The 26,967-nt window shown below is 48.2% G+C and carries 35 protein-coding genes and 1 pseudogene; 16 read left to right on the forward strand and 20 right to left on the reverse strand.

Annotation, left to right across the window (positions count from 1 at the left end; translation table 11 throughout):
- Positions 1 to 71 precede the first annotated feature (71 nt).
- The 5 genes from C7452_RS07955 to C7452_RS07975 form a co-directional block, all read right to left on the reverse strand.
- Entirely contained in the window at positions 72 to 593 is a 522-nt protein-coding gene (locus C7452_RS07955) for a hypothetical protein (protein WP_048060732.1), read from the reverse strand.
- 142 nt (positions 594 to 735) lie between these two features.
- Positions 736 to 1,242, reverse strand: a complete 507-nt coding sequence (locus C7452_RS07960) for a hypothetical protein (RefSeq protein WP_245942907.1) — start codon at positions 1,240 to 1,242, stop codon at positions 736 to 738.
- Between the two features lie 104 nt (positions 1,243 to 1,346).
- Positions 1,347 to 2,099: a radical SAM protein gene (locus tag C7452_RS07965; RefSeq protein ID WP_115892774.1), complete on the reverse strand. Its 753-nt coding sequence runs from the start codon at positions 2,097 to 2,099 to the stop codon at positions 1,347 to 1,349.
- 132 nt (positions 2,100 to 2,231) lie between these two features.
- The gene (locus C7452_RS07970; protein ID WP_115892775.1) at positions 2,232 to 2,576 is read right to left on the reverse strand and encodes a carboxymuconolactone decarboxylase family protein; all 345 of its coding nucleotides are present in this window, start codon (positions 2,574 to 2,576) and stop codon (positions 2,232 to 2,234) included.
- A 312-nt stretch (positions 2,577 to 2,888) separates the two neighbouring features.
- A complete protein-coding gene (locus C7452_RS07975; protein WP_245942899.1) occupies positions 2,889 to 3,203 on the reverse strand; it encodes a DUF2769 domain-containing protein in 315 nt (104 codons plus the stop codon).
- A 224-nt stretch (positions 3,204 to 3,427) separates the two neighbouring features.
- Here C7452_RS07975 and C7452_RS07980 point away from each other — a divergent pair, with 224 nt between their 5' ends.
- Genes C7452_RS07980 through C7452_RS07990 form a run of 3 tightly spaced genes read left to right on the forward strand, consistent with a single transcriptional unit; the run spans position 3,428 to position 5,911 of the window.
- Positions 3,428 to 4,927 (forward strand): DUF2193 domain-containing protein, encoded by a 1,500-nt coding sequence (locus C7452_RS07980; protein ID WP_115892776.1) that lies wholly within the window; start codon positions 3,428 to 3,430, stop codon positions 4,925 to 4,927.
- A 32-nt stretch (positions 4,928 to 4,959) separates the two neighbouring features.
- Positions 4,960 to 5,169: a DUF2180 family protein gene (locus C7452_RS07985; protein ID WP_048060737.1), complete on the forward strand. Its 210-nt coding sequence runs from the start codon at positions 4,960 to 4,962 to the stop codon at positions 5,167 to 5,169.
- 1 nt (position 5,170) lies between these two features.
- The gene (locus tag C7452_RS07990) at positions 5,171 to 5,911 is read left to right on the forward strand and encodes an MIP/aquaporin family protein (RefSeq protein WP_010875742.1); all 741 of its coding nucleotides are present in this window, start codon (positions 5,171 to 5,173) and stop codon (positions 5,909 to 5,911) included.
- Positions 5,912 to 6,068: 157 nt separating this feature from the next.
- On the opposite strand, the pseudogene C7452_RS07995 reads toward C7452_RS07990, so the two are convergent.
- The 3 genes and pseudogenes from C7452_RS07995 to C7452_RS08005 form a co-directional block, all read right to left on the reverse strand.
- Positions 6,069 to 7,454 (reverse strand): annotated as a pseudogene (locus C7452_RS07995) (MFS transporter); the annotation flags it as partial.
- Between the two features lie 169 nt (positions 7,455 to 7,623).
- The gene (locus tag C7452_RS08000) at positions 7,624 to 9,483 is read right to left on the reverse strand and encodes a glutamate synthase-related protein (RefSeq protein WP_048060738.1); all 1,860 of its coding nucleotides are present in this window, start codon (positions 9,481 to 9,483) and stop codon (positions 7,624 to 7,626) included.
- A 9-nt stretch (positions 9,484 to 9,492) separates the two neighbouring features.
- Positions 9,493 to 10,161: a GltB/FmdC/FwdC-like GXGXG domain-containing protein gene (locus tag C7452_RS08005; RefSeq protein ID WP_010875745.1), complete on the reverse strand. Its 669-nt coding sequence runs from the start codon at positions 10,159 to 10,161 to the stop codon at positions 9,493 to 9,495.
- Positions 10,162 to 10,298: 137 nt separating this feature from the next.
- Between C7452_RS08005 and C7452_RS08010 the strand changes: the two genes are divergently transcribed.
- On the forward strand, positions 10,299 to 10,859 hold the full coding sequence (locus C7452_RS08010; RefSeq protein ID WP_010875746.1) for an ArsR family transcriptional regulator: 561 nt from the start codon (positions 10,299 to 10,301) through the stop codon (positions 10,857 to 10,859).
- Positions 10,860 to 10,902: 43 nt separating this feature from the next.
- Here the strand turns inward: C7452_RS08010 and C7452_RS08015 are convergent, their stop codons facing one another.
- On the reverse strand, positions 10,903 to 11,124 hold the full coding sequence (locus C7452_RS08015) for a hypothetical protein (RefSeq protein WP_048060739.1): 222 nt from the start codon (positions 11,122 to 11,124) through the stop codon (positions 10,903 to 10,905).
- A 104-nt stretch (positions 11,125 to 11,228) separates the two neighbouring features.
- Here C7452_RS08015 and C7452_RS08020 point away from each other — a divergent pair, with 104 nt between their 5' ends.
- Positions 11,229 to 11,666: a hypothetical protein gene (locus C7452_RS08020; RefSeq protein ID WP_010875748.1), complete on the forward strand. Its 438-nt coding sequence runs from the start codon at positions 11,229 to 11,231 to the stop codon at positions 11,664 to 11,666.
- A gap of 522 nt (positions 11,667 to 12,188) precedes the next feature.
- Positions 12,189 to 12,713 (forward strand): zinc dependent phospholipase C family protein, encoded by a 525-nt coding sequence (locus C7452_RS08030; RefSeq protein ID WP_238374215.1) that lies wholly within the window; start codon positions 12,189 to 12,191, stop codon positions 12,711 to 12,713.
- A 48-nt stretch (positions 12,714 to 12,761) separates the two neighbouring features.
- Here the strand turns inward: C7452_RS08030 and C7452_RS08035 are convergent, their stop codons facing one another.
- Genes C7452_RS08035 through C7452_RS09105 form a run of 4 tightly spaced genes read right to left on the reverse strand, consistent with a single transcriptional unit; the run spans position 12,762 to position 14,699 of the window.
- The gene (locus C7452_RS08035) at positions 12,762 to 13,238 is read right to left on the reverse strand and encodes a VIT1/CCC1 transporter family protein (protein ID WP_048060740.1); all 477 of its coding nucleotides are present in this window, start codon (positions 13,236 to 13,238) and stop codon (positions 12,762 to 12,764) included.
- 17 nt (positions 13,239 to 13,255) lie between these two features.
- Positions 13,256 to 14,383 carry a TIGR04083 family peptide-modifying radical SAM enzyme gene (locus tag C7452_RS08040; protein WP_115892779.1) on the reverse strand — a complete coding sequence of 376 codons (1,128 nt, stop codon included), beginning with the start codon at positions 14,381 to 14,383 and terminating at the stop codon, positions 13,256 to 13,258.
- An 8-nt stretch (positions 14,384 to 14,391) separates the two neighbouring features.
- Complete coding sequence (locus C7452_RS08045) at positions 14,392 to 14,544, reverse strand: TIGR04165 family Cys-rich peptide (RefSeq protein WP_083750434.1); 153 nt, start codon at positions 14,542 to 14,544, stop codon at positions 14,392 to 14,394.
- Positions 14,545 to 14,546: 2 nt separating this feature from the next.
- Positions 14,547 to 14,699 (reverse strand): hypothetical protein, encoded by a 153-nt coding sequence (locus tag C7452_RS09105; RefSeq protein ID WP_170130329.1) that lies wholly within the window; start codon positions 14,697 to 14,699, stop codon positions 14,547 to 14,549.
- Positions 14,700 to 14,750: 51 nt separating this feature from the next.
- Here C7452_RS09105 and C7452_RS08050 point away from each other — a divergent pair, with 51 nt between their 5' ends.
- Together C7452_RS08050 and C7452_RS08055 are read left to right on the forward strand one after the other, a co-directional pair.
- Entirely contained in the window at positions 14,751 to 15,320 is a 570-nt protein-coding gene (locus tag C7452_RS08050; RefSeq protein WP_010875754.1) for an SOUL family heme-binding protein, read from the forward strand.
- Between the two features lie 67 nt (positions 15,321 to 15,387).
- Positions 15,388 to 16,131, forward strand: coding sequence for a SagB/ThcOx family dehydrogenase (locus C7452_RS08055; protein WP_010875755.1), 744 nt, complete (start codon positions 15,388 to 15,390; stop codon positions 16,129 to 16,131).
- A gap of 28 nt (positions 16,132 to 16,159) precedes the next feature.
- Here the strand turns inward: C7452_RS08055 and C7452_RS08060 are convergent, their stop codons facing one another.
- A complete protein-coding gene (locus C7452_RS08060; protein WP_245942900.1) occupies positions 16,160 to 17,143 on the reverse strand; it encodes a pseudomurein-binding repeat-containing protein in 984 nt (327 codons plus the stop codon).
- A gap of 154 nt (positions 17,144 to 17,297) precedes the next feature.
- Between C7452_RS08060 and C7452_RS09110 the strand changes: the two genes are divergently transcribed.
- A complete protein-coding gene (locus C7452_RS09110) occupies positions 17,298 to 17,474 on the forward strand; it encodes a toprim domain-containing protein (RefSeq protein WP_010875757.1) in 177 nt (58 codons plus the stop codon).
- A gap of 55 nt (positions 17,475 to 17,529) precedes the next feature.
- Here the strand turns inward: C7452_RS09110 and hisG are convergent, their stop codons facing one another.
- On the reverse strand, positions 17,530 to 18,516 hold the full coding sequence (hisG, locus tag C7452_RS08065; RefSeq protein WP_048060741.1) for an ATP phosphoribosyltransferase: 987 nt from the start codon (positions 18,514 to 18,516) through the stop codon (positions 17,530 to 17,532).
- A 52-nt stretch (positions 18,517 to 18,568) separates the two neighbouring features.
- Entirely contained in the window at positions 18,569 to 19,078 is a 510-nt protein-coding gene (locus C7452_RS08070) for a nitroreductase family protein (protein WP_048060742.1), read from the reverse strand.
- 87 nt (positions 19,079 to 19,165) lie between these two features.
- Here C7452_RS08070 and C7452_RS08075 point away from each other — a divergent pair, with 87 nt between their 5' ends.
- The gene (locus C7452_RS08075) at positions 19,166 to 19,390 is read left to right on the forward strand and encodes a TIGR04165 family Cys-rich peptide (protein WP_010875760.1); all 225 of its coding nucleotides are present in this window, start codon (positions 19,166 to 19,168) and stop codon (positions 19,388 to 19,390) included.
- A 3-nt stretch (positions 19,391 to 19,393) separates the two neighbouring features.
- On the opposite strand, the gene C7452_RS08080 is transcribed toward C7452_RS08075, so the two are convergent.
- The 3 genes from C7452_RS08080 to C7452_RS08090 all read right to left on the reverse strand — a co-directional run bounded on the left by C7452_RS08080 (position 19,394) and on the right by C7452_RS08090 (position 22,095).
- The gene (locus C7452_RS08080) at positions 19,394 to 19,855 is read right to left on the reverse strand and encodes an NUDIX hydrolase (RefSeq protein WP_048060743.1); all 462 of its coding nucleotides are present in this window, start codon (positions 19,853 to 19,855) and stop codon (positions 19,394 to 19,396) included.
- A 133-nt stretch (positions 19,856 to 19,988) separates the two neighbouring features.
- Positions 19,989 to 21,059 carry a sensor histidine kinase gene (locus tag C7452_RS08085; protein WP_010875762.1) on the reverse strand — a complete coding sequence of 357 codons (1,071 nt, stop codon included), beginning with the start codon at positions 21,057 to 21,059 and terminating at the stop codon, positions 19,989 to 19,991.
- A gap of 91 nt (positions 21,060 to 21,150) precedes the next feature.
- Complete coding sequence (locus tag C7452_RS08090; protein WP_010875763.1) at positions 21,151 to 22,095, reverse strand: cobalamin B12-binding domain-containing protein; 945 nt, start codon at positions 22,093 to 22,095, stop codon at positions 21,151 to 21,153.
- A 129-nt stretch (positions 22,096 to 22,224) separates the two neighbouring features.
- Between C7452_RS08090 and C7452_RS08095 the strand changes: the two genes are divergently transcribed.
- The 4 genes from C7452_RS08095 (at position 22,225) to C7452_RS08110 (ending at position 25,100) form a co-directional block, all read left to right on the forward strand.
- Positions 22,225 to 22,410 (forward strand): hypothetical protein, encoded by a 186-nt coding sequence (locus C7452_RS08095; protein ID WP_048060744.1) that lies wholly within the window; start codon positions 22,225 to 22,227, stop codon positions 22,408 to 22,410.
- Between the two features lie 115 nt (positions 22,411 to 22,525).
- Positions 22,526 to 23,407, forward strand: coding sequence for a CBS domain-containing protein (locus tag C7452_RS08100; RefSeq protein WP_048060745.1), 882 nt, complete (start codon positions 22,526 to 22,528; stop codon positions 23,405 to 23,407).
- Between the two features lie 208 nt (positions 23,408 to 23,615).
- On the forward strand, positions 23,616 to 24,530 hold the full coding sequence (locus C7452_RS08105; RefSeq protein ID WP_115892781.1) for a deoxyhypusine synthase: 915 nt from the start codon (positions 23,616 to 23,618) through the stop codon (positions 24,528 to 24,530).
- Positions 24,531 to 24,575: 45 nt separating this feature from the next.
- Positions 24,576 to 25,100, forward strand: a complete 525-nt coding sequence (locus C7452_RS08110; RefSeq protein ID WP_010875767.1) for a hypothetical protein — start codon at positions 24,576 to 24,578, stop codon at positions 25,098 to 25,100.
- A 37-nt stretch (positions 25,101 to 25,137) separates the two neighbouring features.
- Here the strand turns inward: C7452_RS08110 and pyrF are convergent, their stop codons facing one another.
- Entirely contained in the window at positions 25,138 to 25,800 is a 663-nt protein-coding gene (pyrF, locus tag C7452_RS08115) for an orotidine-5'-phosphate decarboxylase (RefSeq protein ID WP_115892782.1), read from the reverse strand.
- A gap of 195 nt (positions 25,801 to 25,995) precedes the next feature.
- Here pyrF and cbiM point away from each other — a divergent pair, with 195 nt between their 5' ends.
- Together cbiM and C7452_RS08125 are read left to right on the forward strand one after the other, a co-directional pair.
- Positions 25,996 to 26,664 carry a cobalt ECF transporter S component CbiM gene (cbiM, locus tag C7452_RS08120; protein ID WP_010875769.1) on the forward strand — a complete coding sequence of 223 codons (669 nt, stop codon included), beginning with the start codon at positions 25,996 to 25,998 and terminating at the stop codon, positions 26,662 to 26,664.
- A gap of 3 nt (positions 26,665 to 26,667) precedes the next feature.
- The gene (locus C7452_RS08125; protein ID WP_115892783.1) at positions 26,668 to 26,955 is read left to right on the forward strand and encodes an energy-coupling factor ABC transporter substrate-binding protein; all 288 of its coding nucleotides are present in this window, start codon (positions 26,668 to 26,670) and stop codon (positions 26,953 to 26,955) included.
- The last annotated feature ends 12 nt before the right edge of the window (positions 26,956 to 26,967 follow it).

A 26,967-nucleotide genomic window follows, 5' to 3' on the forward strand; every position in this document is an offset into this window, starting at 1 on the left:
AATGAGTTTAAATTTTGAGGTATTAAAAGATTTTTAAAAATAGGAAAAAAAGTTGGGTTTAGAATTGGAGTTTATGGTGCAGGTGAGTTATGCTTCACTGCTGTGTATGTGTTTGTTATTGTGTATGTGCCGTCCTCTGTGAATGGGGGTACAAAGAGTCTGAGTGTTGTTGTCCATGTTGTCGGGGTACCTGCTCCCTGGGATGCCTTGTTCATGTTGTCATATATCTTAAGGGAGCTGGTTGTGATGTTCTGGTAGTTACCTGTGACATTACTGAAAATATTGAACCCTGTTATTGGTATTGTATCTGTAGCAGTTGGGCTTGTGAATGCTGATGCGTCTGCCTTGACGTAGAGGTCTATCTTGACGTTACCTGTGTTACTTACTGTGAAAGCAGGGCTTGTTCCTTCACTTCCTGCGGCAATGCTCCCGAAGTTAACATTCGGTACAACTATTGAGATGGCCTCTGGCACTGTAACTGTAACTGTCTGGCTTGCTGTTGCCGCGTAGGATGGTGAGCTGTATGCACCTATTGCCACCACAAACACAAGGGCAACCATAAGCGGGATTACTCCCATTAACTTTTCCCTCATATTGATCACCTGTATTTCAGATAAAAATTAATTGTCACAGCATGTTATATAAATCTTTTCATTTTTCGTGACACCAGAAACATATATTTGAAGTATATGTGACTGAGTTCACAAAAACAGGTTTTCGATGGCAGCGGTTTGGTCAGGTTGCTGTGTAGATGAGTGTTGTCTGATAGGTACCGGGGTCAGTGTAGGGGGGTACCGTGATGTAAAGGCTCATGGTTACACTCCTTGATCCAGGGAGAAAGAACCCTCCGGTGTATGTCATTATGGTCTGATCGGAGGTCGTGAAGGACCTCTTGCTAAGGCTGGGGGTGCTGAATTTGAGGCTGGATAGGGGTATCCTGAGTGAACTGTCAGCCGTGTTCACAAGGTTCCCATCGGCCCTGACAGAAAGGGTATCCTGCCAGGCAAAGAAGTATGTCACAGTCGCTGTTACAGCGTTGGGGTAGCTCCTTTCGATGCCATCAGGGTAGACAGTCCCCAGGTTGATGCTTGAGGGCTCCACCTCTATTGATGCTGACAATGAGAGTGGCTGAACCCCACCCCCGCCTTTAACAGTTTTATTCACTGCAGAGGAATTGTTACCTGTTTCATTTGCAGCCGCGGCTGTGAAGATTCCCCCCACGATTAGAAACAATAAAATCACGGAAATAACTGTCGTCCTCATGAAATCCCAACCTTCATATAATATTGCAAGAACAGCTTTTTATATAATTTTCGATAGGTCGGGATGTGTTCCTTATTTTCGGACTAGAGGGTGCGGATGATCATCCTCCTCTTCGTGTGCCTCCTGAAGTCGAGGGATGTTGATACCCTGCTGAGGTACCTCCTGCTGATCCTGGCTGCCTCTCTGATTTCATCGTCACGGGGTCTGCGGGCGTCGAGGCTGTTACCATGGGCAACATACCCTGTTATCCTGTAGGGAACATCCCATACTGACAGGAACTCTGCAATCCCCTCAATCTCATCAAGGTCAACAAAGCCAGGAACGAGGACCGTTGAGACCTCAATCCTGTCTGAACCTGAGAACTCCTCTATGCATTCAAGGACATCTCTGTTGGACTCCCCGGTCAGCTGGATGTGTTTCTCCTTGTCGAGGGCCTTGAGGTCAACGTGGACCTCATGGAAGGTGCTCCTCCTTAGAACATCCCTGCGGGTGCCGTTGGTTGATATGGTCACATGGAAGTCTCCTGCGAGGATTTCGGTCAGTTCAGGAAGGTCCTCCTGGAGTGTGGGTTCACCCCCTGCTATGAGGACCCTCTCTACCCCGGTTTCATCACGGATCCTCTGGATTAGATCCGCTATCCTGTCTGGGGAGTGGTTCATACATCCTGATGGTTTGAAAAAGCAGTATCTGCACCTGAAGTTGCATGTTGGTGTCAGGACGGTTATGATGTCGCTTACAGATATGTGTGATAGCTGGATGTGTTTCACCTCTGGATGGAATGTTTTTATATCTGTGGTATGTCTTATGGCCCGGCGTGTTTCACCTCGAAATGCCATTATATCCTTCGTATGGTATATATGTGGCGGTCAATTTTGGTATGTTTTTAACCATATCTGCCAGCGGACCACCTCAGAGCAGGATCACCATTAACGTTGATGATGAATACATTGATGAGGGGTATATGATTTCTACAGATCCATTCTTTCCTCTTTGAACACCCTCAGAGACCTTGAAAGTGCTGTTGATTCTGCCATAGATGCTCCAATAAGGATCGCTAGTAGTATTTCATCACCACCCGCGTCCAGGCGTTTTGCAGCCTTAATATGTGTTTTAAGACAGTGTTCAGATCCAAGGGCTGCTGCAGCTCCGATCCCTATAAGCTCCTTTGTAACCAGTGGGAGCGCATCATTAGATAGAATCTTCTCCATTTTGTCATAATATGCTTCCAGGATCTCTGGCTCGTCCTCCAGGACTTTAAATATCTCTGGTATAAAACCAAAAAATTCCTCGATCTTTTCCAATATTTTCTCCATCCCTTAACCCCCTACACACATTATATTGGTGGATAGTAGAATATAAAATCAGGTCTTGTGGAGATGCTGCTTCAGACCAGGCCCCCATCCTGTTGTTTGCAACAGCCGTCAAAAAAACCATATCCGGGGCTCTAAGATTACTAAAAAAATTCTGTCTGACCTATGAGGGCCCTAAACCCTGTGGCGTAGAAGAATAGGCCCTAAATTTTTTCATGGCTGGGGCTGCATACCATGATATGATCATTTCTTGATCATTCCAGACCCTACTTGAAGAGGAGGGTAGGGTTTCACTGTTTTACCTTCGTCATAGATCTATATTACGAAGTTAACCCCTGATACAGAAGTACTCTGATACCTCACCATCACCCAGCTGTGTTCCAGCCAGACCTCACATTCACTGCAGAGACATTCCTCATGGGGGTCTATGTCGGTGCAGATGGCCCTACCCGTGGAGCAGTAGACACCGGGCACACGGTCCGTGTCCATCCGCATGGCACTGTCAAGGTCCTGCTGAGTTATGAGGAGCATTATCTTCTTTTTATCGGCCACACACCTGCTGTTCCTCTGGACCGGGCAGTCGAGGCAGAGGCACCTCCTGATATTCTTCATGCTGAAGTCGACCTCCATAAAATCACCATCAGTATATATGGAGGTGCTCCCATTTCATAGTTACCACAATTAAAAAAATTTATTTAATGAATAATCATTATAAACTGAAGATTTTTCAGAAAATTGCTACTATTTAAAACTTTTGTCTTGTAACATTTAGAAATTGATATTAATGTAGATGACCTAATTAATATTGGTGGAACTTACCCGTGTGGTAAAGCAGTTCTACCGAAGGTGATCTAATGGCTGAACTATACGAAAAAATGGTAAAAGAGGCCATGATGGCCCAGAAAGCCGATGTGGAAACCATAAAAAAGAATAGGGGAAAAGAGTTTAAAATAAAGGATACAAAGGCCTACCTGGATGTAGTGCAGGAAATGGAGGCTGCTGGAGATCAGAGCGAAGCTGTGATAAACCTGCACAAGGACTCAGTGAAGGCCCACTATGAGATACTTGACAGCCTGACAGACACCATAAGACCAGAAGACGACCCATTTGTGGAGCACTACCAGACCCCTGTGGTCCTTGAAATACTCAGAGATGAGGACAGCGAATTTGAAAAGAGCCTCCAGGCATTCATAGATGCCATAGGAAAGGCTGAGGCACTTATAGGAAGAGAGGCAATAAGAAGGTACGGCGGATTCTACGGCCCAACATGTGTGGTTGACTTCGCCCTCATGCCGGGCAGCACGAGCAACGTGGTGAACAGGATTCTCAGGGAGACCGACATCCCCGAGATGCACAAACAGGCAATACTATCAGCAAAATCATGGGGTATGAACACCTCATATGGTATCGGGGAGGTATTTGCAAACGAACTTGAGAGGGGGGCAACCGCCGCAGAGGCAGCCCGGAAGGAAATCGAAATGGTGAAATACATCTATGAGGAGCCAGTGGAGGCCCAGGCAAAACTCATGGACGACCATGGTCATGAATCATTCGATGTAAGGGAGTACATGTCCCGCTACAGGAAGGAGATGGAGGCAACCGTCAGGGCAGCCATGGATGACGGGGTACACTACGGTAACATACTCACTGTACCAGCATACTGTGTTGGTGACATATCACACCACATAGCCCAGTCCACCTACAACATGTGCAAGGACGACGTTGTCATGGCCATAATAGAGGCAACCACCGAGGTCATGGACAGCACACTCAACAGCGCAGTATCATCATTCAAGAGTGAATACGATGTCCTTAGCCTTGCAACAGGGTCATCTGCATGTGCTGTTGAGTACATACTAGAACTTGACGGCTTCAATGCAATAGGTGTTGTCGACCTCCTCACAAAGAGGTTCCACAACTATGTCCAGCTATACCCCACAAGGGGAGCTGCAGCTGAACTGCACAACAGCGACTTCATGGACATGATATACCGTGGATGGACACACATAGATAAGGCAAGGAGGATGCTGAACGGAAAAGAGGGGCCACTTGAACCCATGGTCGGCGACTACAAGGTTGATCTCTCACCTATACACGAAAATGAAGTCATAATGAACCCACAGCGCTACACATACCCGGCATGTGCAATAACAGTGAGGTTCTCAGCCCTCATGAGACTTGCTGACTACCCATGCCTCCTTACAAGTGAACCGGTCACCGCAACACTCATGACCAACATAATCGCACTCCACAAGGAGAGCGCTGCATCACCTGCAAGGACATGTAAGAACTGCGCAGCAGCAGCCCTAATTGACTTCAGGCACAACCACTGCCAGTGGAGAGAAGCTGTATAGCTTCACCCACCCATCCATTTTTTGGTGATTGTATGAAATGTTATGTCTGCGCCGAACAGGGCAAGGACACCGATGCGGTTGCAATATGTATAGTCTGCGGAATGGGGCTCTGCACCGAGCACGCCATAAGGGAGGAAACCGAGATCTGGAGCGGAGGCTACCCCTTCCCGGCAGAGAAGGTTAAGGGTACACTGCCCAGGATACTCTGCCCCTACTGCTACAACGTCATGAAGGAGGATTGAGATGGTATCCCTTACAAAGAGGTGTATCGCTGAGTTTATAGGCACATTCTTTCTGGTGTTCTTCGGTGCCGGGGCAGCCGCCATAACCCTGATGATAGCATCTGGGGGCACAGCTCCAAACCCATTTAACATAGGCATAGGTCTCCTGGGTGGCCTTGGTGACTGGGTTGCCATAGGTCTCGCATTCGGTTTTGCAATAGCTGCAAGCATATACGCACTGGGAAACATTTCCGGGTGCCATATAAACCCCGCTGTGACCATAGGGCTCTGGTCTGTTAAGAAGTTCCCGGGGCGCGACGTTGTACCCTATATCATTGCACAGCTCCTGGGAGCCGCCTTCGCAAGCTTCATATTCCTCCAGTGTGCGGGTATAACTGCAGCCACCATAGGTGGACTGGGGGCCACAGCACCCTTCCCGGGAATCGGCTACTGGCAGGCCATGCTTGCAGAGACCGTGGGAACATTCCTCCTCATGATCACAATCATGGGCATAGCCGTGGACGAGAGGGCCCCGAAGGGCTTCGCAGGGATCATAATCGGCCTCACAGTTGCAGGTATAATCACAACCATAGGTAACATAACTGGAAGCTCACTTAACCCGGCACGTACCTTCGGCCCATACCTCAATGATATGGTCTTCGCTGGCACCAACCTCTGGAACTACTTCCCCATCTACGTCATAGGACCGGTTGTGGGAGCTGTCCTTGCAGCCCTCACCTACCAGTACCTCACATCAGAATAATCCCCATTAATTTATTTTTTTTGAGTCAGTAACACCGGATAGTCCTTTCTTTTAAATGTTCCTCTTCATTGTCGTCAGTAATGTACACAGGATAGTCCTTTCTTTTAAATGTTCCTCTTCATTGTCGTCAGTAATGTACACAGGATAGTCCTTTCTTTTAAATGTTCCTCTTCATTGTCTCAAGCTGTTCCTTTCTTCCCTTGAGACCGGTTGATAGCAGGAAGAGTGTGAATGCAACTGCAACAAGGAAGAGGAATGAGAACCTGTAACCCATTACTCCACTACCCATGGACGCTACAATGCCACCGATGAGTGCACCTCCAACAAGCTGCCCTGCACTTGATAATATGTTTATCAGGGCCTGTCCAGATGCCCTGTGTTCGGGGGGAGTTTCAGATAGCATTATGTACCTGAGGGGTGCCCCTATGACGGTTATGAGTCCGAGGGCCATGAGCACCTCAGCAAGTATGAAGAGAGGGGTGGTTGATGAGAGGAGGGCCATGATGGTACACCCAACCATCAGGATAAGGCTCCCTGAGATCATCACTACCCTTGAACCAACCCTGTCCAGCAGAACACCCACAATGGGGGCCGAGAGGGCCATGGTGGTGACGAAGGGGAGGAGGCTGAAACTGGCCATGGACTCTGACAGTGAAAGGGCGAGGAGGGCGTAGCTGGGTATGAATACGATTGCAGCCTGGGATAGGCCATTACCAGCAGAGATTGCGGTTGCAATGCGGACCTCACGGCTGGCCAGCAGGTCAACCTGCACCACGGGATCGGGTGCAGCCCTTTCAACCCTCCAGAGTATGGGTGTGAGTGCCGCTGCCAGGATGAGAGGTACCACTACGATGGGCCTCATCAAACTCCCTGTGAGGTCAGTGGTATCGATCTGGTTTATCCCGACTGCAAGGGAGGCCACAATGATGGCAAGAAGAAGGGTCCCTCTGGCATCAAATTCACCATCGTCCGTTTTGCCTGTAACTGGCAGTATAAGGAATCCCCCGACAACTATCGTGGCCGCAATTGGGATGTTGATGAGGAAGAGCCACTGCCAGCCATAGGGGAGTATGAAACCCGCCAGGATAGGTCCGGCTATTGATGAGAAACCAAATACGGATCCTATGATACCGAGGGCTTTCCCACGGCTTTCGGGGGGAAATGTGTCCCCTATGAATGCACTTGCAACAGGGAATATCCCCCCTGCACCGAAGCCCTGTATGGATCTTCCGAGGATTAGGAGGGGATATGATGGTGAGATGGCAGTTATGACCGACCCCAAAGCAAAGAGGATGATGTCAAGTATGTAGATGTCCCTGCGCCCGTACCTGTCGGAGAGCTTCGCCATGAGGGGAGTCCCGACCATGAAGAAGAGTATATAGGATATGAATGTCCAGGATGCAAGCCGGGGATCCACCTTGAAGTAGCCCTCTATGGCTGGAAGTGCGGGGCCAATGATTCCTATGTCGAGGGCCCCCATGAATACTCCAACAAAGAGCAGAAGCAGTATCCGGTTCCTTTTTTCTGTCTCAATCATATGATTAACTCTGAAGGCATCCTGTTATAAAGGTATGTTCTGACTTTAAAGAGCTGCTGATTGAAGGAATGTTATGGAGTTTTTTCAAAAACTGAAGAAAAAATGGAGGGCTTTTATTTTGCTATTAGGATGTATAATTCTAAAAAACTAAAAAAATGGATGAGGGTTTATTTGGTCACTGGTTTATGAGTTTCAGCCCGGTTATAGCTGCGGTGTTGGTGTCCAGGGCCCTGAGGTCCTCTGGACTGAATTTACGTATATCGTCGTGTCCTGCAAGCTGGGCCAGCATCTTGGCCTCCTCGGTCATGGATTTTATGTAATTGGCAACCCTTCTTGCTGCAAGGTCCACGTCCATCCTCTCCCTCAGGACAGGGTCCTGCGTGGCGACACCAACAGGGCACTTACCTGTGTAGCACATGCGACAGGCACGGCATCCCATTGCAATCATTGCACCGGTACCTATGTAAACCGCGTCGGCTCCCATGGCCATGGCCTTGGCAACATCGGCACCGCTGCGGATACCCCCTGTTATTATGAGGTCAACCTCGTCCTTCAGCCCTATATCATTGAGACCATTAACTGCCTGCACGAGGGCTGCGAGGGTTGGCACACCGGTATGTTCTATCACAACCTCTGGGGCTGCCCCGGTTCCGCCCTCCATTCCATCCACTGAGATAACGTCGGCACCGGCCTCCGCTGCGATCTGCACATCCTCATAGACACGTCCGGGTCCCAGTTTAACGACTATGGGCACCCTCCAGTCGGTGACCTCCCTGAGCAGTTCTATGTGCTTTGCAAGGTCACCCTCCCTTGTGGCGTCTAGGAAACGGGCAGGGCTGAGGGCGTCAGTACCTTCGGGTATCCCACGGATCTTCGCAACCTCCGGGCTCACCTTCTCTGCCAGCAGGTGTCCACCCATACCTGGCTTTGCCCCCTGACCTATCTTGACCTCGATTGCATCGGCCACGTTGAGGTAATCTGAGGATACACCGAATCTTCCACTTGAGTACTGTACCATGAGGTTATCTGCGAGTTCCCTCTCCTCAGGGAGCATTCCTCCCTCACCGGTGTTGGCGCAGGATCCCACCATGGATGACCCCTTGGCCATTGCGAGTTTGCTCTCCTTGCTGAGGGCACCGAAGGACATACCTGCAATGAGTACGGGGGTCTGGAGTACCAGTGGTTCCTCTGCAAATCTGTCACCAAGGACTACGCTGGTGTTGCAGGGCTCCCTGTACTTGTCAACTGGTGGAATTGATGCCTGGGCAGGGAGTATGATTATATCATCAAAGTTTGGCAGCCTCCTCTCTGTACCGAATCCCCTGAGGACGTACTTACCAGCCTTTGAGGTGTACCTTATATCTGCGATTGTCCTGGGGTCCCATATGCTGCCTGCACCGGTTGGTATGAGGACCGGGCATGCTGCAAGGCATGAACCGCACATTATGCACTTTGTCTTATCTATCTCGGCATGGTCCTCCACTATCTTTATGGCATCTGTTGGGCAGACGATTTCACAGGTGCCGCAGAATACGCAGAGCCCCTGGGTTGCTGCTGCAAGGTCTGATGAGGGGGATGATGGTGTTATTGATCCTGTACTGGGAGTTTTGATCTCAAAGCCCCTCTGGATGTCATTAACGTATTCCATAACGTCCAGGGCCTCAAGACAGCCCTGTTCACAGGCAGCCACACAGGCGGGTGTGTCTCCGGGCTTTTCAATGCACTGCTGGTCACACTTTACCATACCCTCATCGGTGTAGGTTATGGCACCGATGGGGCACATGAGCATGCAGAGCTTGCAGCCGACACAGGATTCCTGATCTATTTTAACTGCACCGTTTTCCCTTCTAATGGCGTCCCTGAAGCAGCCCCTTGCACAGGATGGGTCCACGCACTGCTGACAGACTATGGCATGGTAACCGGTGTCCATCTTGTTGAGGAAAATCGCACTCCTTCCAAGGACAGATTCACATGCCTCAAGGCACTTGTTACAGCCATCACATTTTTCAGGTTCTGTTAAGAGTATCTGCACCATATGGATCACCTAACCGTAGAATGGACGTATCTCCTTTCTCTGTATTTTCTTAAACTCATCTGGAGATGCTTCTATTGAGTAATGCTCAAAGAGGGCTGCTAGCTTCCTTATATCGGAGTCCTCCATCTCAACGATTCTGGTGTTGGTACCGCCATCGAAGTCACCTCCGACGTATATGTTGCCCCCTATTATCCAGTCACCGGTGTCCTCTCCGCTGTCCCCGGTTATTATGAGGTCACCGCTCAACATGTAGAGTCCTGCAAGGTCTCCGATGTCTCCATCTATGATTATGATGCCTCCCTTGTTAAGCTGGCCGATACCATCACCTGCATCCCCATGGACAACGATGGTACCGTTGTAGGTTCCAAAACCCACACCATCATCTGCATCCCCATGGACCACTATCTCGCCGGCTGTCATGTTGTTTCCAACGTATCTTCCGGTTTTGCCATTTATCTCTATTCTGGGGCCGTGGTTGAGGGCACCTATGAAGTCACCGAATTTACCATTCAGGATAAATTCAGCTTCCTCCCTGATTCCAACAACAATGGAGTCAAGTTCGGCGTTGCTTTCTATTTCGAAGCGCCTGATTTCATTGTTCAGCCCGTCCTTTATCTTCCTGTTGATGTCCCTTGTTGTGAGGTCATCACCCGCAATTTTCATTTCCTGAACAGTCATCTAACATCCCCTGTTTTAACATGTTTTTTAATGAACAATTTTCCATGCTGTAATTTAAGGTTTCCCATTTCTGGAAAGACCAGGTAGATAATTATATATTTTAAGGAGAATATTTTATCATTAAATGAGAATTGTAAATGGATGATGTTATGAAGACCCTTGTGAGCAACCTGCGGGGAAGGTGCCTCTTTGATGTGGCCATGAAGACCCAGATCGATGGACTGATATCTATTCAGACAGGGGAGGTCAATGACTCCTGCCTTGAAAAATTCGTTAAGGGGGGAATAGTTAGAATTGACACCCAAGACCCCATTGAGGCGGCCAGGAGGATATCTGAAGTTATAAGGGGGGCCAGAAAGCATGGAGAGGTTTATGTGGCCTCTGATGGTGACGGACTTGGGGGCATACTTTCATTTGTTGCCCACAGGGAGGGTGTGGATGCCATCTACACATGTTTCGGAGAATCCGCGGTGAGGTTACCACCCCTTAAAATGGATATCTCTGATACCAAGCTGAGGATACTCGAGGCACTTGAGGAGGAGAGTCTCAATGCGGTTCTCCTCTCAAGGAAGGTGGGGATTTCAAGGGCAATGGTCTACAAGCACCTCTCAGCCCTGATGGATATGGGTCTCGTGAAGCAGTCCCAGATGTTTGAGAGGTACTCCATAACAGGGGCAGGTAAACTTGTGATAATCTAGTCATGCTGGACTTACAATATAAAAAAACCTTAAAAAAAAGGGGTTATTCCATGGGGTAGCCGACCCTCAACCTGTAGGATGCCCTTTCACTTATAAGGACAGTTCCCGGTACAAAGAAATCATCAAACTCTTCAACCTTCTTCTTCATGCACGGCTTCAACTCGTCCTTGTTTGCATAGGAAGCGCATTCGTCCCTTTCCAGAACACCCTTCCTCACAAGTTCAATGTACCTCATCTTCAGTGTTTCATCATCAAGTACGCTCATCATAATCACCAATATCTACTATGATGCCCCATAATATATATTTTTTGTAGCAATACCTGATTGAGGTATAAGTATTTATACTACTTTCAACTATACTATATACAATGTTCAGAAAACCATTTTCATACGGTCAAAATGGAAAAAGATTCAAGGGGCCTGAAATGATTAGGAAATCCTTAAATTACTCCAGAATTGATGAAGAATACTCTTTAATGTTAAGAACAGCTGTTGAACACCTTAGAACTGCGGGATATAATTTAAAGATAAATAACGGTAAAAGAAAGTTAAGGCCAAGAACTTTAAAGGGTTTTGTCCCGGATATTCGTGCATTAAATGACTCAGACGAAATTCTGGTCGATATAGCCTCCGATGCACCTGATATCAGGAAATGGAGAAGATTTGCGTACACCGATGGTGTGAGATTATGGATCATAGCGCCCCGGAGTTCAGTGGATTCTGTGAAAACCTGTGTTGAGACATTCTCCATACCTGCGGAGGTCTACTCATGTAACGGCACAATGAAGCTGAGGCGTGTTTTATAGTTTTTTGCAGTGGACTGGCAATGGTTGTCATCACAGGACATCAGTAACTTCATTATCTGCGAGGTCACTGAAACTCATATATGGGTCTGTGCTCCCTTCGGCTGCGGCGGATCCCCATTGTGCCCCATTTTTTGGGATTGCAGCGATGAGGAAGGATTAAGACATTTTGTATCCTTTACTGAATTCGTTTTTATTTTTTTAATCTTTCTCTCTATATGCACAACCTTTCCAGGAAGTTCTTTATTTGATGTCGGTTGATGCATCCTTTGCAGAATAAAGGTATTCGCTGTAATGGCTGAATTAAATGAGACAGGGCGTCTGAAAATAAATATGGCTGGTATAGTCGGCATTTAATTTAAATAAGACACGTTTATAGATGCATCCTCCTTTTTCACTGGATTTTTTTGTCTCATAGATAGACGCAAAGGTTTTATACAGGGTCATCCAATCAATTTACAGAACTTTTTATTTGAGGTTAACATGAGGACCATCCTTATAATTCTGATTCTGGTTCTTTCAGCAATGCAGGTTCAGGGTGCATCTGCATGGTCAGTGAAGAACCATCATGACATTGCAGAGAAGGTATACAGTGAAATGCCAGAGGACGTGAGGAACAGGATGAGCCTTGATGAAATGAAGAATGGCGCTGATGATCCTGACACGGTATTCCTTGACTTTAAGTACCATGTGTATCCATACAATCTTGAAAAGGCTAATTTCTGGTTGAATCAGGGAAAAATAAGTTACGATGCAGGGAACTACCGCTATGCAAGTTACTGTTATGGGGTTGCAAGTCACTACATCTCCGATGGCATCTGCGGTCCCCACACATCCTCAGGATCCAGCAGATACCTCCACACGCTCTACGAGATAAGGGCGATACTCCTTGAACCCCACATGGTTGCTGTGGACGGTGACCAGTCACTGGAGGCAGAGAGCCTCTGGAGGGCATGGGTCATTGATGGTGACGACTCCCACATCTCAGAGGCCATCGACCTGGCCTGCAGTGTATCCTACCAGCAGATTATGACTTCCATCGAGTCCTGAACCATTGATTGATGGAATCATAGGGACCCCTTCAGAACAGCATACCCCCTAACCAAAGGTTGAGGATATCCAGTCCCCTGCATAGTGTGTTATTACTATGATCATGATGGCTGTTGCAATATGTTCCAGCAGAACCCTTCCTGGAGGAACATTCCGGGACCTTGCGATATGAAAACTCAGAACCGTCAGAAGAAGAAGACCCCATATAATGGATACGATAATAGCCAGTGTTAAATCGAGAGTAAGAACTGGAACAAGAAAGGTGAGGGCGAATAAAAATTTACTGATGAATGTTGCAAGGGTGGATTCCCAGATCTCTCCCTCTGTGTGAACATTCTCTGCCTCCTCAGAGATGTGTATACCCATTGCATCTGAGAAGGCATCAGCTATTGCTATTGTAAGGACTCCGCCAATAACAGCAAGTCTTGAATGGGTACCTGAATGCAGTCCAACCATGAGGCCGAGGGTTGTTATTATGGCCGAGGTGAGACCAAAGCTCAGCCCTGTTTTCAGAGAATGTTTCATAATATTCCGGTAATTCACTACTTCATCATTATATCAAGGACACCGGGCCTTTTAGTCTTCTTATTACCTCCAAGGATTCCGGATTCAAGGAATTCCCTGTTGGCCCTCCTGTTGATTTCGGCGAAGATCATCTTGTAGGCCTCGCACTGGTGGTCAACACCGTCTATCTCCATTTCACCATCCCTGATGGTGATTGCATTGTAGGGGCACCCACCGAGACAGAACCTGTAGAAGTCACAGTCGCCACATTCCTCATCAACAAGTTCCCTCCATTCATAGAGCCTCCTTAGGGCTTCACTCTCCTCAAGATCCTCCATTGAGGGCCTTTCAGCCACATTACCCATTATGTAGTCCTTCATACCAACGAAGCGATAGCATGGGTATATATCACCGTAGGGGTCAACTGCGAAGGTGTTGCCCACACAATCAGCATGTGTACATACAACCCCCCTTCTGAGGAATGCGCTCTTTGCAAAGTGGTCTATGTTCTGTATCTCGATCTCACCGAAGTGCTCAAGGTAGCTGTCAAGGAGATACAGGAGCAGGTCACCGTACTCCTCGGCGGTTATGGCCCACTCCTCAGGGTCTGAACTCTTCAGGGATGGCAGGGCAGGGTGCAGCTTCAGGTTCATACCGTTCTCCAGGAAGAAGTTGAATATCTCCTCCCTCCTCCTTATCGAATAGGATGTGAAGGTGCTTATGAAGCTCACCCGAAGCCCATGCTTCCTTGCTATCTCATAGCCCTGCATGGTCCTATCAAAGTACCCATCGCCCCTCTGGTAATCATTTATCTCCCTTGGACCGTCGAGGCTTGAACCGATGGGTATGCTGTATTCTGCGAAGAGTTCCGCCATTTCATCGGTCATCAACCAGAGGTTCGTCTGGATGGCGAAGGCAGGCTTGAGGAATGAAAGCCTCTCAGATATTAGCTTGAGGGTGTCGCGGTAGAATTCGTATCCCGCAAGGAGCGGTTCCCCTCCATGGAATGTGAAGGTTGCAGGTTCATTTCTGAATTCCATAAGCCAGGAGACCATCTCCCTCACGGTTTCCATGTCCATAACCCTGGAGTCCCTGTCAACGCCCCAGCAGTAGCTGCAGTCTGAGGGACAGTTCATGGATGGTATTATCATGACATGGAATGCCATAAAACCACCTAATCTGCGGTCTCAAAGATGTGGCCGCATTTCTCACAGACTATCTCCTTCATGGACGTCCTTGACTTGTGCTCATCCATGAATCTCCTCTTAACTACCTTGTCCCTGCAGCCACAGACAGGACACTTACTTAAAAACTCCTCCATTTTCATGTCTAGACCTCTATTATCTCCTCAACAACATACTTACCGCCGCAGGGGCACTCCTCTATCCTGTCACCCAGGTGGTAGGGAGGGGTTTTACCCTCAACCTCAAGGGTTCTCTTTGCCCTGCAGAGGTCACAGTATGCAGTGACTATCCACATCATGTAAATTAGATATAGAAGCTCCGATATATAAGATATCAGGGGGGTCATACCTTGGTTGAGAGTCCTGAATACACCGTTGAACTGAAGGATGGTAAATTTGAGATAAGAAGGTACCCTGGCTATATACTTGCACAGGTTGACGTTGAAGCCAGTTTCAGGGACGCCATGGTCATAGGCTTTTCTATTCTTGCAAACTACATATTTGGTGGTAACCGGCGGAAGGAGGAACTTCCAATGACATCACCTGTAACCGGTGTTAACCTGGGCTCCTCTGAGAGGATACCCATGAAGGTCCCTGTGACAGAGGAGGTCCCGGATGATGCTGATTCAGGGAAATACAGAATATCATTCACGATGCCATCATCATACACCCTTGAAACTCTCCCGGAGCCACTTGATGACAGAATTAGATTTCGCGAAGAGAAGGATCAACGTTTTGCAGCCTACAGGTTCTCGGGGAGGGTTAACAGTGATATGGCAGCTCAAAGGATAGCTGAACTTAAAGAATGGCTTGAAAGGAATTCAATTGAACCAAGATCAAACTTCATAATAGCACAGTACAATCACCCGGCCGTCCCTGGCTTTTTGAGGAAAAATGAGGTTCTTGTGAAGATAGATTGAATTTCTATTCGGTGGAAAAACCGGGAACGATTTTTTCTGGAGATAGATTGAATTCCATGGTGATCTAATGAATGAAATTGAGAGGAATCGTTACTTCCTCAAGGACAGCATAAGGAAAAGGGTGGATTTTTCAAGAACACCCCAGAGTATGGGGGTTGAAGCCCCGCCCTTTGAGAAGCCCTGGGATCCTGATTCAGAGAGGTTAAACCTTCCAGTGAGGGACTGGGCAGAGTTAATCGATGCAAACATTGTAACCTGCATAAGAAACCGCAGGAGCCGCAGGAGCTACCTTGACACACCCCTGGGCCTTGATGAACTTTCATTCCTTCTATGGGCCACCCAGGGCATAAGGATCATCGCAGGCGACACAGCATTCAGGAATGTGCCATCTGCGGGATGCAGGCACACCTTTGAGACATACCTTGCAGTCTTCAATGTTGAGGGCCTTGACACAGGACTCTACAGGTACATACCTTCAACCCACCAGCTGATGGTCGAGTACCGTGATGAGAGCCTCCCCCAGAGGATCATAGAGGCCACCTTTAACCAGAGATTCACAGGAAATTCTGCAGTGACCTTCATCTGGACAACAGTACCCTACAGGATGGAGTGGAGGTATGGTCTTGCAGCCCACAGGGTGATCCTCATGGACGCGGGTCATGTCTGCCAGAACCTCTACCTTGCCTGTGAGGCCATAGGAGCAGGTACCTGTGCAGTTGGAGCCTATGACCAGGAATACCTTGATGAGGTCCTTGGAGTTGACGGGGTGGATGAATTTGCCATTTACCTGGCCCCGGTGGGTAAGATTTAAAAAAATAGGGGGGATGTGCAGCTGATTTCTAGACCTTGACTGATGATGGTAGCTGCATTTTTTTCTTTGAGGTATGTGTCCTTGTAATCTTTGAGTATATCCTGAGCAGATCCCTGTATCCTATTATTTTACCCCTGAACCTGATATAATTTGGTGCTTTGAGGTATTTTCTCATGTACCTGTTAACATCTGCTGCCAGGGCCCTGTATTCCTTCCTTGAGATGTAGCCATGGAATGTGCTCTTCACACCAGCGTTTGATGGCCCCCTGACCTTGATGGGCCTTATGGGGCCGTTCATGTAATCTGTTACCATGAGAAGGAATCTGGCTGGAGTGTAACCTGAGTAACTACCTTTGAGCTTCCTGCCCCGCAGGATGTCCCTGTAGATTCCATCTGCAGTATATGCCATCCTTGCAGGGTCAATGCTGTGGTAGGCTATGAGTTTGCTGTTATAGAATCTACCCTTCCTCTGGAGCATCTCAGGGGTTTCATTGAGCATTCGAAGGATCTCTGATGCAACGAAGCGACACTTATCCTCCCAGGAACCGCCCGCACAGTCAACGTTTGGCTGTATGATCCTCACACCAGCTGATGTCAGAAATCTGTAGGGGGACACTATGCCTGCGAAGTATCTGCTTGAGAAGTTATCATCCCATGCTCTTCTGAGGAATGTGGTCTTTTTGAGGTCAAGGCTGCCTGTGTTAACGAATATCACACCCTTACCTGTTGATGCAGCCATCCTGGCAACATCCGTCATGGCGCCGGGGCAGGATGCTGCAAGATAGACTGCAACGCCACCCTCACGGGCGCACTTAACAGCACGATAACCCTCCCCTGGTTTTGGAGCCAGGGGGTCCACTGTAACATTGTGTTCACTCTCATTCTCGATGCAGGTCTTGATAATGTTGAGACTCTCAATGTCAGCGGAACGGTTTCCGGATATGCAGTCTGAGGTCAGGAATATGTCCGCTGCAGTGGCATCACCGACACTCACTGAAATAAAAAGTATCACCGCACCCAGCAGCATAATTCTATTGAATTGCAAGTTACCACCTGTATAAAGTTTTATCCGGAGCTTTTAAGTATTTTTCTCGGAAGATTTATATAAAATGAAATTCTACATTCTACTCCCGATTTTTTCTTCATGTGATCTTTAAGGTGATAATTTGGTTCCTGAGATAAAACAGAAGTGTCTGATATGCGGAAAGCCATGGATGGATGGAAATGATACCTGTCCCCACTGTGGCAGCAAAAATAAAACCGCAAGCATAGATCCAGCAGATGATCTTGAACTACTGAGGTCTCTTAACAGCATTCTCAAAAAAGAAAGGGTTTCGGAGTAAATCCGAATACATTTTATCTTTTATTTTAGCAAAGAAAGGGAATTAGATTCTGGAACTATTCTATATACTGTTTGACGTTTTCCCTCACTATGGCTGAAGCACCAAAGCCCTTTATTTCCTCGAGCATTTCAGGGAATCTGCTCTTATCTATGAGGACGTTCACCTGTGAAAATTCCCTTCCACGCACCACGGTTGGTTCATCTGAACAGTACTTCATCCTCACCAGAAACTCAACCACATCATCTGCACGGTGGTTGGCTATGTTGAACTTGACATCAAAGTAGTTCCTTGCCTTGGTGGCACCGTAAAGCTGCTTGAATATCATTTCAGCCTTCTCAAGTTTCTCACCTGTGCAGGATGGACCAGCGTAGAGCCCTGCACTTGATTCCATGATGGTGTCAATTATTTTAAGGCCGGCCTTCCTGAGGCTGCTGCCGGTCTGGGTGTTGTCCACTATGAGGTCGGCGCCCTTGGCGATGTACACCTCTGTGGCCCCATCAGAGTTTATTATCTGGACCATCTCATTGTCACCGTCACGCAGCCCCCTTATCTGGACCACGGGTTTGCTGTCCCCGAAGAGTTCCCTGTAGCCAGGATTCTTCATGAAAAAGTCCCTTGTGAGGTTCGGGTACTCTGTGAAGCACAGCAATGGTCTTTCCCTGCCGGAATTTTTGAGGAAAAAGTCCTCAAGGGACCGGTATGGCTCCTCCTGGGGTACTGCGACTATCAGCCTCGTCTGACCGTAATCGAGGTCGCCTATCTTCTTTATGGATCCATTGCCACTGTTTATGGATTCCTCACGGACCCAGTCCTCTCCTATTATGGCTATATCAAGCATCTCACGGTTCAGTTCGACGGGGGCACTCTGGGGCCTTGTGAGGTATGCCTTTATTTCAGGATCATTTGTTATCTCTATTTCATTCTCTTCGCGTCCTGGTTCGTATCCCTTAACCTCATAACCTGCATCCCTGAATAGTCTGTATGTGTTTCCACGGTTAACATTATTTAAACTACCCTTGGGTAATCCAAGAACTATCTTCATAGCTTTCACCTCCAGTATGATGGTTGATTGAGTCCTAAATCCCTTCCGGAGCCTACCATTTTTCCAGGTGTATCCTGTCCGGGTCAAAGAGGTCCCTTGTGCCGGGGTTTTCAGCAGGGTAGCCCAGAGGTATCACTGAGAAGGGGATCACGTGTTCCGGGATACTGAAGAGCCTCCTTATACCCTCAACACGATCTTCGAGGGGGTAAACCCCTGTCCATACAGCACCTAGACCAAGGGAGTGGGCTGCAAGGAGTATGTTCTGTGATGCGATGGAGCAGTCCTGCACCCAGAATCCAGGGATCTTTTCCAGGCTGCTATCGCAGCATACTATGATTGCTACGGGGGCGTCCTTCACCATTGCCCCGTAGGGGTGGACCTCAGGTATCTTCTCAAGCATCTCCCTGTTCCTCACAACTATGAAATGCCATGGTCTCTCGTCGACGGCTGAGGGGCCACACATGGCTGCATCGAGTATCTTATCTATGAGCTCTTCTGGCACCTCTCTGTCCTGGTACTTTCTTATGCTCCGCCTTGTTTTGATTGCTTCGAGGACATCCATTTTACTCACCTTACCATCTATATGGACCGTGACCTTTATATGTTGGGAGGTCCATAATAGTTTCATAGACTACGAACGAGTGATCGTATGAAGGTTGAGGATCTGAAAAAGCCATGCCCGGAATGTGGAGAGGTCGATAAGGACGTTTCAACAGTGAGAAATCCCCAGAACAGGGATAAACTCAGGGAGGCAGGCATCCCTGAGGACCAGGAGATTGTGGGGGCAATAAAATGCAGCAGATGTGGATATGTCTTTGAATACTGTGAGGGGGGAAGCTGCAAAATAGAGGTCAAAAAGATTTCAATTGATTGAGGGTTAAAGGTACACTCCCCTCATGAATCTGAGTATTCCCCCTAAGGGAGAATCCTCCTTATCCTCCTCTATCTTCAGTTTCATGACAAAGTCTGAGAGCCAGTCTGCAAGTCTGTATCTTCTGAGGTCTGAGGGCTCAACCCAGGCAAAGCCCTCATGTTCATGGCTGAGTTTCACACTGCCCTCTGCCCTGCACCTGATTATGATATGGGCCGCGTTGATCACCGGAAATTTCTGTTCAACAACACCCATAACCTCTTCAGGGATAATTTCAAGGTTTGTTTCTTCCTTAACTTCCCTTTTAAGGGCTTCTTCCAGTGATTCGCCTGTACCGATCTTTCCACCGGGAAGCTCCCACCTGGAGGCGTTGGTCTTTGAATCAGAGGCTCTCTTGATCAGGAGGACCCTTCCATCATCGTCTTCAATGAAGGCCCTCACAGCAAGGATATAAACACTTCCGACCATAGGCATTCCTCATCCATGATTGGGGTTCAGGACATATAAATGGATCAGTGGTTCAATTCTGGGAGGTGGTCTATTTCCACAGCCAGAGAGTCCTGGAGATATAATGGACCAGCACTTCAGGTGAACGGACCGCTTAATGGTTCCAGTCTCTGAATTCAATGGAGACCCTAGTTCCACCATGAGATTCGATTTTCAGATCCCCGTTCATCTGCTCTGAGAGACTTCTGATAAGCTGCATCCCCATTGTTGAAGTACTCATGGGGTCAAAATCTTCTGGAAGGCCCACACCATTGTCAAATATCTCAAGAAGATAGCCATCATCACTCCTTTTAAATGAAACCCTTATAATCCCCCCTCTTCCCTCAGGGAATCCATGTTTGATGGCGTTGGTGAACACCTCATTCACTATGAGTGCCAGCGGCACAACGGTGTTTATGTCCAGTTCAGCGTCATCTATATCTGTTTCAAGGCCTATACGCCCGGAGTCCTGGATGAATGAATGGTAAAGGTCCCTCACAAGGCCCCTGAGATACTCTCCAAAATCAACCCTCCTCTCTTTGCCGGAGGTGTATAGCCTCTCATGAAGCATGGCCATTGCTCTGGCCTTTGACTGGGCCTCCCTGAATAGCATCAGGTCGTCCCGGTCCTTCACGTACCTTGACTGGATGTTCAGGATGCTTGAGATTATCATGAGGTTGTTCTTGACCCTGTGGTTTATCTCCCGCAGCAGCATCTCCTTCTCCTCAAGGGCGCGCTGGAGTTCAAGGTTCTTCTTCAGAAGTTCTCTCTGGGCTGCGGATAGCTCATTGTTTAGCCGTGTGAGTTCATTGAAGAGTTCTTTTTCGACTTCAGCATGCTCAGGGATCTCTATTTCGGGTGCTGGGGGTATGTATTGTTCTGCAAGGTGATAGATCTTTATCATATCCTCCCTTGATGGTGAACCCACAACGTAAATCCTGTCAGAATCGAGGAATCCTGAGAAGTGGTAGGTTTTAAGATTACGCAGGTTCATCTCCCAGTTATATGCAGCCCCATTTTTCCGGATCTTATCAAGAAAGTTTGAAGCCTTCTCCTGGCTGCCATGGTCCATGAGACCGGCAAAGGAGCCCATCCCATGGGGAATGTCAGCACCGTAGCCTGTTATCTTCTCTATGGTTCCATCCCTTTTCAGGATCAGGAACACGCCTTCAATTTCATCGGCCATGATTGTTCACTCCAGTAAGGAGGTTGTACTGGACCTCATTTATTGGGTCAAGAGGGACCCTCCTACAAGGTGTTACCATTGGTTCACCTCTTTAAATGTCAAGGAATTCTTCTGCGACCTTCACAGCACCGGATGCATCTGCAGCATGGAGGTCCGCACCAACCTTCTTCCAGAGTTTTATGTCAACGTTGAAGGGGTACCCTCCGACCATAACCGGTGGTCGGTCCTCCAGTTCATCCAGGAGCTCTATGATATGCCTTACATGACTGACGTTGAAGGTCATGGTGGCTGACAGGGCCACAAGATCCGGTTTGAGGTCAGAAACTATGCCACTGAAGTCCTCCGGGGGAGTGTTCGCTCCAAGGTAAATTGATTCCCAGCCATTCATCTCAAAGAAGTCACTCACCATCCTTATCCCTATCTCATGGAGCTCATTGTTAACGCATGCCGCCACCAGCTTGAGGTTTCGCCTCTCTGAGGCGCTGTAGATGTAGGGGTAGAGCTCTGACATTATGCTCTGGGTGACAGATGTTGCATAGTGTTCATGGGCCACCGATATCTGGTTGGTCTGCCACAGCCTCCCTATCTCGTGCTGAACAGGCTCGAAGACCTGGAGGTATATATCCTCCACCCGGATACCGGATTCCAGGGATGATACTATGAGTTCCCGGGCTTCCCGGGCCTCTGTATTCAGAACTAGTCTGAGGTACTCCTCTGCAAGTTCACGGAGGGGTTGGTCCCCCAGGTGGCTTGATGATGGATGTGAAGTTTCAAGGATTTTGAGTGCGCCTGAAATGTACTCTGATGCCTTATCAGCAACTTCATCATCGGCTAATTTCATAATGGCCCTTTCTATACTTTTAATAGAACCTCTGAGACATTCTTCAGGCAGACCCAGATTCTTAAGGAGAACATCTGCCCATAGCACATAGTCACTGAAGAGCTCCGGACTGGAGTTGAGGATTGCCTCCTCAAGGTAATCCAGGTGGTAGTTTATATCCTGCAGGCAGAGCTCCTCATCTGACACAAGGCCCATCTCATCAAGATCTCTGTAAACCTCCCTACAACTGCATTCCTGTCCATTACAGTTCGCATCAAGCCCCCTCCAAATAGTATTTAAGATGAAACCAAGATAAGAGATTTATCATTTTCACAGGAGATCTTGATGAAGTCGGCGGAAGGTTTCAGAATAATATCTGCAACAGGGGAATGTCCATTATGTGTCTACCGGTGTGAGGTGGTGGTTGAGGATTTGAAGGAGGTTAAGGTGTACTGCAGACACCCCAGGGGTCCGGGTAACCCGTCACACTGCATATACTTCCGGAGGGACAGGAAAGTGGATGGGTATTAAGAGATGCTATGTGGATAACATTTATATCTTGCTTTGAATAAAAAGACATATTAATTAAAAATAATTATAATTATTATTCATAATAGATTTGCATAATGGATCTGCAGGTGTTAAGATGCTTACCTCTGTTCAGAAGGAGATACTTCAGACACTCATTAACCTTTACCGGAACTCAAATGGCAAGTCAATCAAGGGGGAGGAGATAGCCGCCATAATGAACCGGAACCCCGGCACAATAAGGAACCAGATGCAGTCCCTCAGAAGTCTGGGTCTTGTTAAGGGGGTGCCTGGACCCCGGGGGGGCTACAAGCCAACAATAAAGGCCTACCACCAGCTGAACATATCCTCAACAGGCAGGGAGACCGCTGTACCGATTTACAGGGACGGGGAGCAGATTGAGGACCTATCAGTGGCTAAAATTGAATTCACCAGCATACCTGATCCCGGTGAGTGCGAAGCCGCCATAAAACTTGTTGGAAGTATAAGGAAACTTGACCTCGGTGACAGGGTGCGGATAGGTCCAACCCCTGTTAACAAGCTTGTGGTTGATGGTGTGGTTGTCGGAAGAGACGATATGGATAACATCATCCTCCTCGATACAACCGCTATAAGAAGCATACCCAAGAAGACCGTTGCTGAGGTCGCAACCCGTGATCTTGTAACACTCGCACCTGATATAACTGTGAAGGAGGCTGCAGCCCGCCTATCATCCCTTGGAATCGAGGGCGCCCCCATAGTGGAGGACGATGAGGTTAAGGGTATAGTGACGCTCAGTGATATAACGGCATCCATAGCCGCAGGCACAGAGTTCATGCAGGTTTCAGATATCATGTCAAAGAATATAATAACGGTTAAACAGGATACGATGATAGCCGATGCCATTGAGGTTATGAATAAACACAATATTGGCCGGCTGATAGTCACAGACAGTGAGGGGAGGCCCACAGGCATAATAACCAGGACAGACATTCTTGACAGCATCGCCGGACTTGAATGAACTCTTTATTTTTAACATCAAACACCTGAGGGATATTAATTGCACCAGCTTTCATATCACCCCTCCACGAAAAGATTTTAGGAGTCCTGGACAAGGATATATAATTGCACCAGCTTAACAGGATCCAGTACATACCGGCTAAGGCATGCACTCGAGATCTGTTATTTAATTAAATCTTTACAGTTATCAATCCAGGGAAGTGTTAATTTTGAATGTGAATCACATGAATATAACCCAGGGTATGGGTGTGGCAGAGCTCATAGAGGAGATGGGACGTTCAGGGGTCCTGGGAGCTGGCAGGGTCCACAGGGCAACGAAGCTCCTGCGTGGGATGATTGATGACCTGGAAATGGCCATCTTCATGAGCGTGGCCGGGCCCCTGGTTCCAGGCGGCATGAGGAGGATAATAAGGGACCTCATAGATGATGGAACCATAAGCGCCCTGATAACAAGTGGCGCAAACCTTACCCATGACCTCCTGGAGGCCTTCGGGGGCGCCCATTACAGGGACTATGGCTTTGACGATGAGAAACTGCACCAGGAGGGTATAGGCCGTATTGGTGATGTCTATACAAGGTCAGAGGACTTTGAGGTATTTGAATCAGAGATCCAGGAAATATTTTCATCCATATTCTCAGCAAAACCCCACATATCCATCCAGGAACTCATACATGAGATAGGAGGCCATCTGGATGATGATATGTCAATAATAAGAACAGCACATCTTCGCGGAGTCCCCATATACGCCCCTGGACTCATTGACAGCATGCTGGGCCTCCAGCTATGGATGTACACCCAGGATAACAGGATCTGCCTGGATGCTGTGAAGGATATGCACAGTCTCTCGGACCTTGTTTTCAGCCATGAGCGCATAGGCGCCATAATACTTGGAGGAGGACTCCCCAAACACTACACCCTCGCATCAACCCTCCTCAGGGGAGGGGTGGATGCCGCGGTCCAGATAACCATGGACCGTAGTGAGACCGGGAGCCTCAGCGGGGCACCCCTGGAGGAGGCAAAGTCATGGGCGAAGGCCCAGGCAGGTTCAAACCTTGTAACTGTGGTGGGTGATGCAACAGCACTCTTCCCGGTCATACTGGCGGGGGCATTATCTGAGCTTTAGGGCGAGGTTGGAGATTAGACGGGATTATCATTACTGAGGGTCTGTATGATTGAGTTTCTATACCCTGTTTCAGGTTTTCTCATGAAGATTGCCGATGAGTGTGAGGATGAGTGGGGGAGGCCCCGCACCGGTATGGTGGCAGGTGCCCTCTGCGGGGTATCAGCAGGTTTTCTATCGGTTAGTGATCCTGCAGCAGCATGCATATTCATTGGCATATTCGCCGGCACAATCCTCTCACTGAAGGTTGACTGCCTGAGCCATGCTGTCGCAGCCCTCGTATTCATCCTGATCATCCTCTCCGGGGGATTACCTGTTATAAGCATTCCCGCCACGTTACTGTGCACCATGGGGGCCTACATAGATGAGTACGGGAACGACAACCCTGTGGTCTATAGAAGAAGCAGGATTTTAAGGATTTTCTTTGATTACAGGTTCTCACTTAAGATGGTGGTAGTTCTCCTCGCCGTCCTGTCATTCGCGGGCTTTATGACGGGCTTCGGACCCCTGACCGTCCTGCTGTTCCTGCTTTTTGAGGCTGCCTATGAGGTTGGAGGCAGAATAGGGCATTAATGGGCTGAATGGATATTCATTCAGAGGAAACAGGGTTTCAGGGATTCAGAAGGTCTTTAATGGATTCTATTATCCCTGCTGCTGCAGCTGCAGGGTTATCTGCAAGGTAGATGGATCTTCCAACTATTATGGCATCTGCGAACCTGAGGGTCTCCCCTGGGTCTCCTCCCTGGGCTCCCACACCGGGGGATATGAGAAATGAATCCTGACCTATGATTTCCCTCAGCCTTGAAAGCCTTTCAGGTCTTGTGGATGGGCCAACATAATTTTTGACACCAAGATCGACCCCCATTCTGGCTATTTCATCTGCAGCGCCCTGTATGAACATCTCTGCCCCTGGGTGTGACATCTCTGTCAGGAGGAAGACCTCACGTCCCATTTCCTCTGCGACATTGAGGCAGGCCCTGACACTGTCTGCTCCCGGGAATCCGTGGACTATTATGGCATCAGCCCCCGCCTTGAAGGTGGCCCGGCATATCTTTTCATTGGTCTCGGGTATATCTGCAACCTTGAAGTCGGCTATGATTCTGCAGCCAAATCTCTTTCTGAACTCAGCAATGATATCCATACCCTCTGAGAGTACAAGGGGGTACCCTATCTTGACCGTGTCTATGTATTCCCTGACCTCTCCGGTGACCCTGAGGGCATCATCCCGGTTCATGAGGTCCATTGCAAGTATAAGTCTGTTCATAACGTCCATAACATCAACTCTCCGGGATCTCAAACATTGAAATCGACTCTACTGAACTTTATGTCCTTACATATCTTACATATATTATCCTTTCAGAGGCCCCCGCAACCATCAAGGAAACTTTAATTTAGATCAGAATTTATAGAAAACATTATATACCTCAATTTTAAAGTTTACTTTAGAAGGATTCAAGAAGGTGATAAATTGCATATCATGGAAGGATTTCTCCCCTGGCAGTGGTGCCTCCTCTGGTATCTGCTCTCAGCCCCGGTCATAGTCTATGGCCTCATCAGGATAATAAGGATTGCAGATGAGAAACCCGAGGCAAAACCACTCCTTGCAGTTAGCGGTGCATTCATGTTCGTTCTCTCATCCCTTAAACTGCCATCTGTAACCGGCAGCTGCTCACACCCCACGGGTAATGGTCTTGGCGCTGTACTCTTCGGACCGGCAGTTACCTCGGTGATGGCACTGATTGTTCTGATCTTCCAGGCGATACTTCTGGCCCATGGAGGACTCACAACCCTTGGAGCCAACGTTTTCTCAATGGGTATAGTGGGACCCTTCTGTGCCTGGGGAATCTACAGGCTCACCAGGTCCTCACTTTCCACATCAGTTTCAGTTTTCCTTGCAGCCTTCCTCGGGGACCTGATGACCTACGTGACAACCTCGGTGCAGCTGGCCCTGGCGTTCCCGATTCCCGGATTTTCAGAGGCCCTGATGAAGTTCATGATCATATTCGCCTACACCCAGCTACCCCTTGCAGTGGCAGAGGGCCTCCTGACGGTGGTGATATTTGAGAACATACTCAAACTCAAACCTGACATAATGGAAAAGCTTCAGATAATCAGTAAAAAGGCTACGGAGGCCTGAAAAATGGATAAAAGACATATTTTAATGCTCCTTGCTGTTATAATAATCAGCGTGGCACCCCTGATAATCTACAGTGGCCATGGAGAGGATGATGGCTATTTTGGTGGTGCTGATGACAGTGCAGGTGATGCGATAACTGAGACCGGCTACAAACCATGGTTCCAGCCACTATGGGAGCCTCCAAGCGGTGAGATAGAGAGCCTCCTTTTCGCCCTGCAGGCAGCAATAGGAGCCCTCATAATAGGCTACGTCTTCGGCTACTACAGGGGCAGGGGTGAATCATCAGAATAATCCTTTGAGGTA

This window comes from Methanothermobacter defluvii (assembly GCF_003385755.1).
In the GTDB taxonomy this organism is placed as follows: domain Archaea; phylum Methanobacteriota; class Methanobacteria; order Methanobacteriales; family Methanothermobacteraceae; genus Methanothermobacter; species Methanothermobacter thermautotrophicus.